The sequence below is a fragment of the Pseudomonas sp. GW704-F2 genome, from assembly GCF_059423025.1.
This window is the reverse complement of sequence record NZ_JBWKXO010000043.1, coordinates 1-15,391: the sequence shown is the minus strand read 5'-3', so window position 1 is coordinate 15,391 and position 15,391 is coordinate 1. Positions and strand designations below refer to the sequence as shown.

General features: G+C 64.5%; 11 protein-coding genes. 8 read left to right on the top strand and 3 right to left on the bottom strand.

What is annotated here, in order from left to right; all coding sequences use genetic code 11:
- The first annotated feature begins 259 nt into the window (after positions 1–259).
- Complete coding sequence (locus AC07W0_RS25920) at positions 260–5,161, top strand: alpha-2-macroglobulin family protein (protein ID WP_102618941.1); 4,902 nt, start codon at positions 260–262, stop codon at positions 5,159–5,161.
- Positions 5,162–5,355: 194 nt separating this feature from the next.
- Here AC07W0_RS25920 and AC07W0_RS25915 read toward each other — a convergent pair whose 3' ends face one another.
- Positions 5,356–5,649, bottom strand: a complete 294-nt coding sequence (locus AC07W0_RS25915) for a hypothetical protein (RefSeq protein WP_017849656.1) — start codon at positions 5,647–5,649, stop codon at positions 5,356–5,358.
- 90 nt (positions 5,650–5,739) lie between these two features.
- On the opposite strand from AC07W0_RS25915, the gene pbpC reads away from it, so the two are divergent.
- From pbpC to AC07W0_RS25890, 5 genes are all read left to right on the top strand, one after another.
- Complete coding sequence (gene pbpC / locus AC07W0_RS25910) at positions 5,740–8,070, top strand: peptidoglycan glycosyltransferase PbpC (RefSeq protein WP_017849655.1); 2,331 nt, start codon at positions 5,740–5,742, stop codon at positions 8,068–8,070.
- A 158-nt stretch (positions 8,071–8,228) separates the two neighbouring features.
- Complete coding sequence (locus AC07W0_RS25905) at positions 8,229–8,537, top strand: MazG-like family protein (RefSeq protein WP_017849654.1); 309 nt, start codon at positions 8,229–8,231, stop codon at positions 8,535–8,537.
- Positions 8,530–9,279 (top strand): methyltransferase, encoded by a 750-nt coding sequence (locus tag AC07W0_RS25900; protein WP_017849653.1) that lies wholly within the window; start codon positions 8,530–8,532, stop codon positions 9,277–9,279. Before AC07W0_RS25905 ends, AC07W0_RS25900 begins: the two co-directional genes overlap by 8 nt.
- 24 nt (positions 9,280–9,303) lie before the next feature.
- Positions 9,304–9,906 carry a DUF4136 domain-containing protein gene (locus AC07W0_RS25895; RefSeq protein WP_017849652.1) on the top strand — a complete coding sequence of 201 codons (603 nt, stop codon included), beginning with the start codon at positions 9,304–9,306 and terminating at the stop codon, positions 9,904–9,906.
- Between the two features lie 45 nt (positions 9,907–9,951).
- A complete protein-coding gene (locus AC07W0_RS25890) occupies positions 9,952–10,509 on the top strand; it encodes a DUF4136 domain-containing protein (RefSeq protein WP_102618940.1) in 558 nt (185 codons plus the stop codon).
- Between the two features lie 35 nt (positions 10,510–10,544).
- Here the strand turns inward: AC07W0_RS25890 and AC07W0_RS25885 are convergent, their stop codons facing one another.
- Both AC07W0_RS25885 and AC07W0_RS25880 read right to left on the bottom strand, forming a co-directional pair.
- Positions 10,545–11,393 carry a MaoC family dehydratase gene (locus tag AC07W0_RS25885; protein WP_102618939.1) on the bottom strand — a complete coding sequence of 283 codons (849 nt, stop codon included), beginning with the start codon at positions 11,391–11,393 and terminating at the stop codon, positions 10,545–10,547.
- A 2-nt stretch (positions 11,394–11,395) separates the two neighbouring features.
- Entirely contained in the window at positions 11,396–12,748 is a 1,353-nt protein-coding gene (locus tag AC07W0_RS25880) for a 3-oxoacyl-ACP reductase (protein WP_017849649.1), read from the bottom strand.
- A gap of 114 nt (positions 12,749–12,862) precedes the next feature.
- Here AC07W0_RS25880 and AC07W0_RS25875 point away from each other — a divergent pair, with 114 nt between their 5' ends.
- Both AC07W0_RS25875 and AC07W0_RS25870 read left to right on the top strand, forming a co-directional pair.
- Complete coding sequence (locus AC07W0_RS25875; protein ID WP_017849648.1) at positions 12,863–14,140, top strand: acetyl-CoA C-acetyltransferase; 1,278 nt, start codon at positions 12,863–12,865, stop codon at positions 14,138–14,140.
- A 135-nt stretch (positions 14,141–14,275) separates the two neighbouring features.
- Positions 14,276–15,175, top strand: a complete 900-nt coding sequence (locus AC07W0_RS25870) for a PA4780 family RIO1-like protein kinase (RefSeq protein WP_017849647.1) — start codon at positions 14,276–14,278, stop codon at positions 15,173–15,175.
- Positions 15,176–15,391: the final 216 nt, after the last annotated feature.

Genomic DNA, 15,391 nt, shown 5'->3' with positions numbered 1-15,391 from the left:
GACTGACTCACCGCCATCGGGGGCAAGCCCCCTCCCACATTTGGCCTCATTCCACATTTAGCTCTCATTCCACATTTGGTCTCATTCCACATTTTGATCTTCTGTGATTTTGATCTTTTGTGTTTGTGGGATTTGGCTTGGATCGCGTGACGCGAAGAACCAAACTGCCCTCCGTCGGTCAATGTGACCAGCGCCACATCGGCTTGGCCGGCGCTGATATATAGTTCATCCCTCGGTTCCCTCTGACGACGAGTGCCCCATGCTTAACAAAGGACTGTTCCTGGCTTGTGCGCTGGCCCTGCTTAGCGCCTGCGATTCTTCCGATAAACCGACTGCGCCGAGCGCGCCGGCAGCTGCGAGCAGTGTGGCGCCGAAGCCGGCCAAGGCGGCGGTGGATGTGGCGGCGCTGAAGCAGCGCTATGCCGGGCGTGAGCTGAGTGTGGTGGACGTGTCTGAGGTGCAGTTGGACGGCGCCAGCACCCTGTCGGTGAGTTTTTCCGTGCCGTTGGACCCGGAGCAGAAATTCGCCGACAAGCTGCATCTGGTGGACAGCAAGTCGGGCAAGGTCGACGGCGCCTGGGAGCTGTCGGATAACCTGATGGAGTTGCGCCTGCGCCACCTGGAGCCGCAGCGCAAGTTGGTGCTGACGGTCGACCCCGGCGTGCGCGCGGTGAACAACAACCTGTTGCCCGCCGAGTACGTCGCCCGCCTGGAAACCCGTGACCTGCAAGCCACCGTCGGCTTCGCCAGCCGTGGCACGCTGTTGCCCACGCGGCTGGCCGAGGGGTTGCCGGTGATTGCGCTGAATGTCGACAAGATCGACGTCGAATTCTTCCGGATCAAGCCCGAATCCCTGCCATCGTTCCTCGCCCAGTGGGGGCGCAACACCAGCCTGCAAAGCTATGAGTCCCGCGAGCTGCTGCCGCTGGCCGATCTGGTCTACGGCGGCCGCTTCGACCTGAACCCGGCGCGCAATACCCGCGAAACCCTGTTGCTGCCGATCGCCGGCCTCAAGCAATTGCAGCAGCCGGGCGTATACCTGGCGGTGATGCGGGCGTCGGGCACCTACAACTATTCGCAACCGGCCACGCTGTTCACCTTGAGTGATATCGGCCTGTCGGTTCACCGCTACGCCAATCGCCTGGATGTGTTTACCCAGGCGCTGGACGGTGGCAAGGCGCTGGATGGCGTCGACCTCGAAGTGCTCGATGCCGAGGGCCGGGTGGTGGGGCAGGGCAAGACCGAGCAGGGCGGTCACGCCGAATTGCCGTTGCCGAAAAAGGCCCAGGTGCTGTTGGCCAAGCAGGGCGAACAAACCAGCCTGTTGCGCCTGGACAGCGCCGCGCTCGATCTGGCGGAGTTCGATATCGGCGGCCAATCGTCGCACCCGCTGCAGTTCTTTGTGTTCGGCCCACGCGATCTGTATCGCCCTGGCGAAACCGTGCTGCTTAACGCCTTGCTGCGCGACAAGGACGGCAACGCGGTCAAGCCGCAGCCAGTGAGCGTCGAAGTGCGCCGCCCGGATGAGCAGGTCAGCCGCAAATTCGTCTGGGACGCCGACGCCTCCGGCCTCTATCAATATCAACTGCAATTGGCCGGCGAAGCGCCGACCGGGCGTTGGCAGCTGGTGTTCGACCTGGGCGACGGCAAGCCGCAGTTGTACGAGTTCCTCGTCGAAGACTTCCTGCCCGAGCGCCTGGCGCTCGAACTCAAGGGCAGCGACACGGCATTGAGCCCGGCGGATAACCCGGTCATTCAGGTCAACGGCCGTTACCTCTACGGCGCGCCGGCGTCGGGCAACCGGGTCAGCGGGCAGGTGTATGTGCGTCCGCTGCGCGAGGCGGTGAAATCGCTGCCGGGTTACCAGTTCGGCTCCGTCACCGAAGAAGAGCTGAGCCAGGATTTCGAACTGGATGAAAGCGTGCTCGACGCCAAGGGCCAGGAAGCCCTGACCCTGGAAAGCAAATGGGCCGACGCCAAGTCGCCGCTGCAACTGATCGTGCAAGCCAGTCTGCATGAATCGGGCGGGCGGCCGATCACCCGGCGCCTGGTGCAGCCGATCTGGCCGGCCGAGCAGTTGCCGGGCCTGCGCGGGCTGTTTGACGGCAAGGAAACCAACGGCGACGGCCCGGCGGAATTCGAAGTGCTGCTGGCCAACCAGGACGGGCAGAAACTCGCCGCGAAAAACCTCAAGGTCCGCCTGGTGCGCGAGCGCCGTGACTACTACTGGAATTACTCGGACAGCGACGGCTGGAGCTACCACTACAACGAGAAATTCCTCAACCTCGACGAACAGAGCCTGGACATCAAGGCGGGCGACACCGCCAAGGTCAGCTTCCAGGTGGAGTGGGGCCCGTACCGCGTCGAGGTCGAAGACCCGCAGACCGGGCTGGTCAGCAGCCTGCGCTTCTGGGCCGGCTACCAGGCCCAGGACAACACCGAAGGCGGCGCCGTGCGCCCCGATCAGGTCAAGCTGGCGCTGGACAAACCCGCCTATGGCGATGGCGATACGGCCAATGTCACGGTGACGCCGCCGGCGGCCGGTAAAGGCTATCTGCTGGTCGAGTCCGCCGAGGGGCCGCTGTGGTGGCAGGCGATCGACGTGCCGGCCGAGGGCAAAAGCTTCGCCGTGAAACTCGACCCGAAATGGGCGCGCCATGACCTCTACGTCAGCGCCCTGGTGATCCGCCCCGGCGAGCGCAAAGCCAACATCACCCCCAAACGGGCGGTGGGCCTGCTGCACCTGCCGCTGGATCGCACCCAGCGCAAACTGGGGCTGACCCTCACCGCGCCGGAAAAAATGCGCCCCAAACAAGCGCTGACGGTGAAAGTTACCGCGAAAAATGCCGACGGTAGCGTGCCCAAACAGGTGCATGTGCTGGTGGCGGCAGTCGACGTAGGCATCCTCAATATCACCGAATACCCGACGCCCGATCCGTACTCCAGCCTGTTCGGCCGCAAGTCGTATGGCGTGGACCAGTTCGACATCTATGGCCAACTGATCGAAGCCGGCCAGGGCCGCCTGGCGAGCCTGGCCTTCGGCGGTGACGCCGCATTGGCCAAGGGCGGCAAACGCCCGGACACCAGCGTGACCATCGTCGCCCTGCAAAGCGCACCGGTGACGTTGAACGCGCAGGGCGAGGGTGAAGTCAGCGTCAATATCCCCGACTTCAACGGCGAATTGCGCCTGATGGCCCAGGCCTGGAGCGATGACCGCTACGGCATGGCTGAAGCCAAAACCGTGATCGCCGCACCGCTGATTGCCGAACTGTCGGCGCCGCGCTTCCTCGCGGGCGGCGACCAGACCAGCTTGGCGCTGGACCTGTCCAACCTGTCGGGCAAGGCGCAAAAGCTCGACGTGCAACTGAGCGCCGAAGGGCAACTGGAACTGGTCGACAGCGCCGCGCAATCGCTTGAACTGAAACAGGGCCAGCGCACCACGCTGCGCATCCCGGTGAAAGCCTGGGGCGGCCTGGGGCAGGGCAAGCTCAAAGTCACGGTGAATGGCCTGGACCTGCCCGGTGAAAACCTGCCGCCGTTCAGCCGCGAATGGACCTTGGGCGTGCGCCCGGCCTATCCGGCCTTGCTCAAGCACTATCGTGCGGTGCTCAAGGAGCAGCCGTGGAGCCTGCCGGCGGGGGCGCTCGATCAATTCGACAGCGCGGGGCGCGAGGCGTTGTTGAGCCTGTCGAGCCGGCCGCCGTTGAACCTCGGCGCGCAAATCAGTGCGCTCAAGGCGTACCCCTACGGTTGCCTGGAGCAGACCGCCAGCGGCCTCTACCCGTCGCTGTATGCCGACGATGCCTTGCTCAAGCGCCTGGGCATCAAGGGCGAGCCGGACGCCGAGCGCAAACGCAAGATCGAGCTGGGCATCGAACGCCTGCTGGGCATGCAGCGCTACAACGGCAGCTTTGGCTTGTGGGGCGCCGATGGCGAAGAGGAATACTGGCTGACCGCCTATGTCACCGACTTCCTGCTGCGCGCCCGCGACCAGGGCTTCGCCGTGCCGCCGCAAGCCTTGAAGAAAGCCAGTGAGCGTCTGCTGCGGTATGTGCAGGAGCGCAACCTGATCGAAGTTGATTACAGCGACAACGCCGAGCACACCCGCTTCGCTGTGCAGGCCTACGCCGGCCTGGTACTGGCGCGCAGTCAGCAGGCGCCTTTGGGCGCGTTGCGCAGTCTGTTCGAGCGGCGCAGCGATGCGCGCTCCGGGTTGCCGCTGGTGCAACTGGCCATCGCCTTGCAGAAGATGGGCGACCAGCCGCGTGCCGATCAAGCCTTGCTCGCAGGGCTGGCGGCGCAGCGCAATGCCAAGGAATGGCTGGCCGACTACGGCAGCCCGCTGCGCGACCAGGCGATGATCCTGGCGTTGCTCGAAGAAAACGACCTGGCCAAGGGCAAGCGTGAAGAGCGCTTGTTCACCTTGTCGGATCAGTTGGCGGCCAGCCCGTACCTGTCGACCCAGGAACGCAACTCACTGTTCCTGGCCGGGCGCCTCGGGTTCGCCGAGCCCGAGTCGAATTGGCAGGTGTCGCTCACCGGCAGCGGCGGCGTGCGCGAATTGAATAATCAACAGTCGACACTGGCGTTGACGGGCGCGCTGCTGTCCAGCGACTTGAGCCTGCGCAATCAGGGCGAGACGCCGGTGTACCAGCAGTTGACGATCTCGGGTTATCCACAAGTGCCACCGGCCGCCGGCGGCGACAACCTGAGCATCCGCCGCGAATACCTGGGCATGAACGGCCAGCCGCTGAACCTGCGTAGCCTCAACAGCGGCGACCTGGTGCTGGTGCATCTGGCGGTCAGCGCCAAGCAGCGTGTACCGGATGCCCTGGTGGTGGACCTGCTGCCGGCAGGCCTGGAGCTGGAAAACCAGAACCTCGCGCAAAGCGCCGCAAGCCTGGAAAACGCCAGCAGCCAGGTGAAGGAATGGCGCGAGTCGATGCAGAACGCCTCGCTCAAGCATCAGGAGTTTCGTGATGACCGCTACGTGGCGGCGATGAACCTGGATGGCTATGGCACCACGCACCTGTTGTATCTGGCGCGGGCGGTGACGCCGGGGACGTATCGGGTGCCGCCGCCGCAGGTGGAGTCGATGTATCGGCCGAACTGGCAGGCGGTGGGTGAGACACCGGTGGATCTGGTGATCAAGGGGCGTTGAAAGCTCGATGTGGAATGGGGACTAAATGTGCAGTGGAGACTAAATCTGGGAATGGGGCTAAATGTGGAATGAGGGCTAAATGTGGGAGGGGGCTTGCCCCCGATGGCGGTGGGTCAGTTACCTGATGCATTGACTGAAATACAGCTATCGGGGGCAAGCCCCCTCCTACAGGGATTGGTGGGGTTTTTTTGGGGTTAGTGGACTACCCAGCTGAGTAGCCACAGGCCGAGCATCAGCCAGATGATGCCCATGATGATCGATGCGCGCATGAAGGCGCGTACCGCCGAGTACAGCAGCATCAGGCCGAGGATCAGGGTAATGATGCTGATGATGGAAGTGTCCATGCCCAAGGTGCGCGACAGGCCATCGATAAAGTTGCCACCGGCGTGGGTCAAGGCACCGAAGATGCCGCTGAGGCCGTCGACGATAAAACGGATGACGGAACCGAGCGCCTGGCCCAACCATTCGAAGAAGCTTTCTACCTGCATGTGTGTGTCCTGATGAGAAGGTGGGCGTGTCTGTGCCTTTGGTTGTTATTGCGACAGGCTAGTTCCCTACAAGCATAGAGGTTTGCCCGTTTGAGTTTGCGTTTAGTTGCTCGCTGGACCCTCGCGAGCCTGCTCCTGATGATTGCCCTGCTGTGGTTGGCCGACCGCATCTGGCCCCTGCCGCTGCCCAGGGACGACCTGGCGCGGGTGGTGCTGGCCGAGGATGGCACGCCGTTGTGGCGGTTTGCCGATGCCAATGGCGTGTGGCGTTACCCGGTGCAAACCGCTGAGGTGTCGCCGTATTACCTCGATGCGTTGCTCACCTACGAGGACCGTTGGTTCTACCAGCACCCCGGCGTAAACCCGTTCGCGCTGGCGCGGGCGACGTGGCAGAACCTGACCGGTGCGCGGGTGGTGTCGGGCGGTAGCACCTTGTCGATGCAGGTCGCCCGTTTGCTCGATCCCCACTCGCGCACGTTCCACGGCAAGCTGCGCCAGCTGTGGCGCACCGCGCAGTTGGAATGGCACTTGTCCAAGGCCGAGATTCTCAACCTGTACCTGAACCGCGCGCCGTTTGGCGGCACCTTGCAAGGCGTGGCGGCGGCCAGTTGGGCGTATCTGGGCAAGTCGCCGGCGCAACTGACCCACGCCGAAGCCGCCTTGCTCGCGGTGTTGCCCCAGGCGCCGAGCCGCCTGCGCCCCGACCGCCACCCCCAGCGCGCCCAGGAAGCGCGGGACAAGGTGCTGCGCCGCCTCGGCGAGTTCCAGGTATGGCCGTCATCGGCAGTGGCCGAAGCGCTGGAAGAACCGTTGCTGCTCGCGCCGCGCCTGGAGCCCAGCCTGGCGCCCTTGCTCGCCCGTCGCCTGAACCGCCCCGACAGCCCGCCGCTGATCCGCACCACCCTGGATGCCACCCTGCAACGCCGTCTCGAAGACCTGCTGCTGGGCTGGCGCGCGCGTTTGCCGGAATACACCTCGGCGGCGATCCTGGTGGTGGAGGAAGACAGCATGGCCGTGCGCGCCTACCTCGGCTCGGTGGACATCAATGATGCCAAGCGCTTCGGCCATGTGGACATGATCAGCGCCCTGCGTTCGCCGGGCTCGACCCTCAAGCCCTTCCTGTATGGCATGGCCCTGGACGACGGGCTGATTCACTCCGAATCGCTGTTGCAGGATGTGCCCAGGCGCTATGGCGATTACCGGCCGGGCAACTTCTCCATGGGCTTTACCGGCGCGGTGCCGGCGAGCACGGCGTTGTCCAGTTCGCTCAACCTGCCGGCGGTGCAGTTGCTGGAAGCCTACGGGCCGAAGCGCTTCGCCGCGCAGATGCGTATCGGCGGGGTGCCGCTGGCGCTGCCGGCGTTGGCCGAGCCGAACCTGGCGCTGATCCTGGGCGGCGCGGGCAGTCGCCTGGAAGATCTGGTGAGCGGCTACAGCGCTTTCGCTCGCGACGGCAGGAGCGCCACGATTCGATTACAGCCGGACGATACGCTTAAAGAACGGCCTTTACTGTCGCCAGGGTCCGCCTGGATTGTGCGGCGTATCCTCAGCGGCCAGGCGCGGCCCGACCGCGACCCGCGTGCCGAACTGGTGCAGCGCCCGGTGCTGGCCTGGAAAACCGGCACCAGCTACGGGTTCCGCGATGCCTGGGCGATCGGCGTGGGGCCGCGCTATTTGATCGGCGTGTGGATCGGCCGCCCCGACGGCACGCCAGTGCCGGGGCAGTTCGGCTTGGCCTCGGCCGCGCCCTTGATGTTGCAGGTACACGATGTGTTGACCAACCGCGACAGCCAACGCGGCATCAGCGCGCCGGTCAAACCGGTGCCGGCGAACGTCGGCGTGGCGGCGATCTGCTGGCCGCTGGGCCAGCCCATGAGCCGCAGCGATCCGAATTGCCGGCGCCAGCGTTTCGCCTGGACGCTGGACAACACCACACCGCCGACCTTGCTGGCACTGGATCAACCGCTGGGTGTGGGCTTGATGGAAAGCGTCTGGGTCAACCCCAAGGGTTTGAGGGTGGACGCCCATTGCCCGGGCGCGCAGTTGAAGAACATTGCCCTGTGGCCCGCGCCGTTGGAACCCTGGCTACCGCGGGCCGAACGCCGCGACGCACGCTTGCCGGCCGCGGACCCCGATTGCCCACCGCCGGCCCTGGCGGCGTCCTCGCCGTTGTCGATCGTCGGCGTGCGCGAAGGCGATCAGCTGCGCCTGCCCGCTGCCAGCCAACAGGCGCTGCGCCTGAAGATTTCGGCGCTGGGCGGCAGCGGCCGGCGCTGGTGGTTCCTCAACGGTGCGCCGTTGGGCGACAGCGCCAACCAGGACAGCATCAACGCCAGTTTCGAGCAATTGGGCCGCTACCAGCTCAGCGTTCTCGACGAGGCCGGCCAAACCGCCCGAATCGAATTCAGCGTCGTCGACTAGACCCCATCACCGCCAAACCAGCCCCCACATTCCGATGTGTGAATCCATTCAAATGTGGGAGCAGGCTTGCCTGCGATAGCGCCCTAAAGTCCATCCCCCCGGATTCACTTGCCTTCATCCCTGATCCCCCCGAAGCTATACCCCTTCAGGAGCCCCTCATGAACCTCGAACACCTCACCGAACGCCTGCATCGCATCCGCGATACCAACGACTGGAAACAATTCCACAGCCCGAAAAACCTGGCCATGGCCGCCAGCGTGGAAATGGCCGAGTTGGTGGAAATCTTCCAATGGCTCACCGAAGACCAGTCGCGCCAGTTACCCGCCGACACACTCGCCCATGCCGGCCAGGAAGTCGGCGATATCGTGCTGTACCTGCTGTTGCTGTGCAGCGAGTTGGGCCTGGACATGAACGAGGTGGTGCGCGCCAAGCTGGCCGACAGCGAACGGCGGTTTATCCATGAGTGATCGTCACTTCGACCAACTGGCCACGCGTTTTGCCGAGAAGATCTACGGCGGCGCCAAGGGCGCGATTCGCCTGGCGGTGTTGCAGGCCGACCTCACCGAAGCCCTGCCGCAACGGCCGTTGCGTGTGCTGGATATCGGCGCGGGCCTGGGGCACATGTCGCTGTGGCTGGCCGAGCGCGGGCATCAGGTGACCCTGGCCGAACCCGCCGAGCCGATGCTGAGCGGTGCGCGCCAACGCTTCGCCGAGGCCGGGCAGAGCGCGACCTTCATCCATGCGCCCTGGCAAGACCTGCTCGGCCAACTCACCGAGCCCTACGATGTGGTGCTGTGCCACGCGGTCCTCGAATGGCTGGCCGAACCCCACGCGATCCTGCCCGTGCTGCACCAGTTGACGGTGCCCGGCGGCTGGCTGTCCCTGGCGTTCTACAATCGCGATGCGCTGATTTACCGCAACCTGCTCAAAGGCCACTTCCGCAAAATGCGCAAGAACGACATGGCCGGCGAAAAACAGAGCCTGACCCCGCAGCAGCCGCTCGACCCGCGAGAGCTGGCGGCGCAACTCGAGGGGCTTTGGCAGGTCGAAAGCCAGAGCGGCGTGCGGGTGTTCCACGATTATATGCCGGTGGAATTCCAGGCCCGCGTGGCGTTGCAGGATGTGCTGGAGATGGAGCTCGCCCATCGTCGTCACCCAAGCTTTGCCGGACTTGGGCGTTATTTGCACTGGATCTGCCGTCCGGTTTAAGCGGCCCAGTCAGTGGAGGTCGAAATGCGTCGTTTCGGGTTAATCCTGTTGTCCCTTGGGCTGGGCGCCTGCTCCAGCCCCAATCCCTACGTGGCCACCTCGGCGCCGATGCCGCCGGCTCCGGCCCAGGCGGCCAGGACCTTTGATGCCAGCGCCTACCCCGCGCCTGTGCGTGACTACGGCGCCTACCGCATTTGGGCCTGGCGCAACGGCCAGTTGCCAGCGGGCACGGCTTGGGCGGACTCGGCGCAGATTGCCGAAGCGGTCAGCGGCGCCCTCGACCAGCGAGGCTTGCGCCCCCTGCACGACAACCGCGCGCCCGACCTGCTGGTGAGCGCCGACGTGCATCTGGAGAAGCGCCTCAAGCAGGTCCAGGATGACTACGGCTATGGGTACGGTGGCTACAATCGTTATGGCAATGGCTACGGCATGTACAACGCGGCGCCGATCGTGCGTACCTATGAAGTTCAGGTCGTGGTGGTGCGGGTCAATCTGTTCGATGCACGCAGCGGTCAGCCGGTGTGGAGCGCCAGCGCCGAAACCGGCAGTCAGGGCAGCCTCAGTGAGCGAGCCGATGCGTTGCGCAAGGCTGTGCAAAAGGCAATGACGGCGTATCCTCCCAGTTAACAGCTATTCTCATTTAATGCCCGGGTCGCTCGTTGGAGAACCACCATGTTTGGACGTATCGCAACGCTCGCTTTGGCCGTGCTGCTGGGCGGTTGCCAGACCAGCCAGGTCAACCACGATTTTGATGCCAGCCGGGACTTCGGCGCCTACCGCAGCTGGGCCTGGAAAGACCCGGCGCTGCAATACCGTCCCGATGATCCGCGGATCAAGAGCGACCTCACCGAACAACGTATCCGCCAGGCTGTCGGCGAACAACTCGACCAACGCGGCCTGCGCCCTGCGGCGGCGGGCACCCGGGCGGACCTGAATGCGCAGGCCTACCTGATCGTCGAAGACCGCCAGCAACAAGTCAGCACCAACTACGGCGGCGCCTGGGGCGGGCCGTGGAATGGCTACTGGGGCGCGCCGATGTACAACGAAACGCGCAACATCACTTACAAGGTGGCGACCATCCAGATCGACCTGCTCGACGGCAAGGACGGCAAACTCGTCTGGCGCGGCAGCGACGAGCAGATCATGGCCAGTTCGCCCGAGCCGCAGGATCGCAGCAACGCCATCCGCAAGACGGTCGCGCGAATCCTTTCCAGCTACCCGCCGCGCTGACACGCTGTTGCCCCGAGAGAGATGAGCGGCCGGTTTCAGCCAATCGGCCGCCACCGGCCGACCATGTGCTCAATCTCCCCCGAGCCTTTTAACCACAACTGGCCACTGGGACCGGCGACGCTGGCGTGCAGGGTGACCTCGCTGGGCAGACGCACCGGTTTCTTGAATTCGACTTCTATTTCGATATTCGCCGCGGGCAGGTGCTCGCCGAGGGCAGCGAGGGTGCGCGCCTTGTTCCACAGGCCGTGGGCGATGGCTTGGGGGAAACCGAATAGTCTGGCGGTCAGGGCGCTCAAGTGGATCGGGTTGTAGTCGCCGGACACCCGGGCGTAACGACGGCCGATATCGGCCGGGGCTTTCCAGCGGGTCAGTTCGCTGACCTGGGTGGGCGTGGGCAAGGCGTCGTCCGCCGCTGCACCGTCGAGCTTCACGCCACGGCAGAGCATGCGGCTCTGCGCTTCCCACAGCAGGCCGAGGGCATCTTCGGCGGTGGTCACCAGCTCAAACGTCGCGCCCTTGGCGTGGGGTTTGAGATGGTGTGCGTGGACGGCGATGGTCAGCTCACTCACCGCCCCCAAGGGCCGATACACACGGATGCGATTGCGCAGGTGGACCAGCCCCAACAACGGGAACGGAAACGATGGCGCCGTCAGCAGTTTTAACTGCAGGCCGAACGCCAGCACCTGCGGATACGTCGCCGGCAGCATCGGGCTGTCGGCAAAGCCACACACCTGCCGATACGCCGCCACCTGCTCGGGGTTGACGCTCACGCGGCAGCGAAACCCCTGCTCGGGCAAGTGGCTGCCGGTGATCCTGCGCTTGAGCGCCGCGCGCCAGTACAACGGCATAAGCTGCGGCGGGTGGTCCAGGGTGGTCCAGTCCATGCTTACGCTCCCAGTACACTTTGCCCACACACCCGCAGTGCCTGGCCGCTGACCGCGCCGGAACCCGGCTGACCGAGCCAGGCGACCGCTTCGGCGACGTCCTGCGGCAAGCCGCCCTGGCCCAGGGAACTCATGCGGCGCCCGGCCTCACGCAGGGCGAAGGGGATATGCGCGGTCATCTGGGTTTCGATAAAACCGGGAGCCACGGCGTTGATGCTGATCCCCCGCGCTTTCAACAGCGGCGCCCAGGCCTGGGCCAAGCCGATCAGCCCGGCCTTGCTCGCGGCATAGTTGGTTTGCCCGCGGTTGCCGGCAATCCCGCTGATGGAGGCCAGCAGCACCACGCGTGCGTTGTCGTGCAGGGTGCCGCTGTCGAGCAGGGCCTTGGTCAGCACTTGCGGCGCATTGAGGTTGACCGCCAGCACGGCGTCCCAGTATTCCGGGGTCATGTTGGCGAGGGTTTTGTCGCGGGTGATGCCGGCGTTATGGACGAGGATGTCGAGGCCGTCCGGCAGTTGTTCGATCAACTGGCGGGCGGCGTCTTCGGCACAGATGTCCAGCACGATGCTGCGCCCTCCCAGGCGCGCCGCCAGGGCTTCGAGGTCAGCCTTGGCCTGGGGCACGTCCAGCAGAATTACCTCGGCGCCGTCGCGGGCGAGGGTTTCGGCGATGGCGGCGCCAATGCCGCGCGCCGCGCCGGTGACCAGCGCCTTACGCGCGGCAAGCGGGCGGGTCCAGTCTTCGACGGGGGTGGCGCAGGCTTCCAGGCGAATCACCTGGCCCGAGATGTAGGCACTTTTGGGCGACAGGAAAAACCGCAACGCCCCTTCCAGCTGGTCCTCGGCACCTTGGCCGACCGACAGCAATTGCAATACGCCGCCGTTGCGCAGTTCTTTGGCCAGGGAGCGGCTGAACCCTTCGAGGGCGCGCTGGGCGCTGGCGGCGAACGGGTCGCTGAGACTTTCCGGCGCGCGGCCGAGGATCACCAGGTGCGCGCTGTGATCGAGGTTTTTCAGCAGGGGCTGAAAGAACTCGCGCAATTGCTTGAGCTGGTCGGTGTGCTGCAAGTCGCTGGCGTCGAACACCAGCGCCTTGAGCTTGGGGCCATGCCCGGGAATCCAGGCCGGTGCTTCCAGCGGCCCGGCGCCGTAGCTATAAATGGCCTCGGTGAGTTTGTGCGCAAACGCCAGCACCTTGGCCGCCAGCGCCCCGCCGCCGAGCAGCAGCGCGCCGTCGACCGGGCGCAGACGCCCGGCTTGCCAGCGCTCCAGGCGTACCGGTGACGGCAGGCCAATGGCGGCGACCAGGCGATGGCCGAGGCTTGAGTTGGCGAAGTCGATATAACGGTCAGACATGGAACGCTCTCCAAAGGCTGGGGTTCAAAGGGTTGACCACCTCGCGGCGGCAGTCGTTCGATTGAGCCTAGGCTAGTCTGAAGGACTTACCCCACAACCGACAGGGAGCTTTCCATGACTCAATTGCGCCGTGTAGCGATCATTGGCGGTAATCGCATTCCTTTCGCCCGCTCCAATGGCCCGTATGCCACGGCGAGCAACCAGGCGATGCTGACGGCGACCCTCGAAGGCCTGATCGAGCGCTACAACCTGCACGGCCTGCGCCTGGGCGAGGTGGTCGCCGGCGCGGTGCTCAAGCACTCGCGCGACTTCAACCTGACCCGCGAATGCGTGCTGGGTTCGCGCCTGTCGCCGCAAACCCCGGCCTATGACATTCAGCAGGCCTGCGGCACCGGGCTGGAGGCGGCGTTGCTGGTGGCCAACAAGATTGCCCTGGGCCAGATCGAATGCGGGATTGCCGGTGGGGTGGACACCACGTCCGACGCACCGATCGGGGTGAACGAAGGGCTGCGCAAGATTCTGCTGCAGGCCAACCGCAGCCAATCCTTGGCGGACAAACTAAAACTTTTGTTACAACTCCGTCCCCATCACCTCAAACCTGAGCTGCCGCGCAATGGCGAACCCCGCACCGGTTTATCCATGGGCCAGCACTGTGAGCTGATGGCGCAGACCTGGCAGATTCCGCGCGCCGAGCAAGACCAGCTCGCCCTGGAGAGCCACCAGAAAATGGCCGCGGCCTACGCCGAAGGCTGGCACAACGATTTGCTCACCCCGTTTCTGGGCCTGACCCGCGACCACAACCTGCGCCCCGACCTGACCCTGGAAAAACTCGCCGGCCTCAAGCCCGCCTTCGAGCGCAGCGCCAAAGGCACGCTCACCGCCGGCAACTCCACGCCGCTGACGGACGGCGCCTCCCTGGTGTTGCTCGGCAGCGAAGCCTGGGCCAGGGAGCGCGGCTTGCCGATCCTGGCTTACCTGCGCGATGGCGAAGCGGCGGCGGTGGATTTCGTCAACGGCGCCGAAGGCCTGTTGATGGCGCCGGTGTACGCCGTGCCGCGTTTGCTGGCGAGGAATGGCCTGACACTGCAGGACTTCGATTACTACGAGATCCACGAAGCATTCGCTGCCCAAGTGTTGTGTACGCTCAAGGCCTGGGAAGATGCGGACTACTGCAAGACGCACCTGGGGCTGGACGCGCCGCTGGGTTCGATCGACCGCAGCCGCCTCAACGTCAAGGGCAGTTCCCTGGCCGCCGGCCATCCGTTTGCTGCGACGGGCGGGCGTATCGTCGCCAACCTGGCCAAGCTGTTGGACGTCGCGGGCAAGGGGCGCGGGCTGATTTCAATCTGTGCCGCCGGAGGGCAGGGCGTGACAGCGATCATTGAACGCTGAATTGCGTGGAAAACTGGCATATTGGATGCATTCTTCGGTGGTCAAAGCTCGGTAGCCCCTCCCCGAGGCGAGCCGATTGCCGTATAACGAGTGCCATACGCGTGTTTGGTAATAAAGGACCCACAATAAAAGCTGATGAAGACTCCTAAACGCATTGAACCCCTGATCGAAGACGGTCTGGTCGACGAAGTGCTGCGCCCACTCATGAGTGGTAAAGAAGCAGCTGTTTATGTGGTGCGCTGCGGCAACGAATTGCGTTGCGCCAAGGTTTACAAGGAGGCGAACAAACGAAGTTTTCGTCAAGCGTCCGAATACCAGGAAGGCCGAAAGGTCCGTAACAGCCGGCAGGCCCGGGCCATGGCCAAGGGCTCCAAATTCGGTAAGAAAGAAACCGAAGATGCCTGGCAGAACGCCGAAGTCGCGGCGTTGTTCCGCCTGGCCGGCGCGGGCGTTCGCGTGCCCAAGCCGTATGACTTCCTTGAAGGCGTGCTGTTGATGGAGCTGGTGGCCGACGAGTACGGCGATGCGGCGCCGCGCCTGAACGACGTGGTGCTGGAGCCGGACCAGGCGCGCGAGTACCACGCGTTCCTGATCTCCCAGATCGTGCTGATGTTGTGTACCGGCCTGGTGCATGGTGACCTGTCCGAGTTCAACGTACTGCTCACGCCGACCGGCCCGGTGATCATCGACCTGCCCCAGGCGGTGGATGCGGCGGGCAACAACCACGCGTTCAACATGCTGGAGCGGGATGTGGGCAACATGGCTTCCTACTTCGGGCGCTTTGCCCCGGAGCTGAAGAAGACCAAGTACGCCAAGGAAATGTGGGCGCTGTACGAAGCCGGCACCTTGCACCCGGCCAGCATCTTGACCGGCGAGTTCGACGAACCGGAAGAACTGGCCGATGTGGGCGGCGTGATCCGCGAAATCGAAGCGGCGCGATTGGACGAAGAGCGGCGCCAGGCGGCTCGCGCGGCGGATGATGCGCCACCGAGCAAAACGCCTGACGAACCACCGCCACCGCCTTGGATGCAGTGACCCCCAAGCTGTTGTCGATATAAACAGTGTGGAAGTGATCTTCAAACAATTGGAGATCTAAAAAGTGTAGAAGTGATCTTCAGGTAATTGGAGATCTAAAAAGTGTGGAAGTGATCTTCAGGTAATTGGAGATCTAAATGTGGGAGGGGGCTTGCCCCCGATAGCTCCGTGTCAGTCGATACGTATATTGACTGATCCACCGCTATCGGGGTGTAC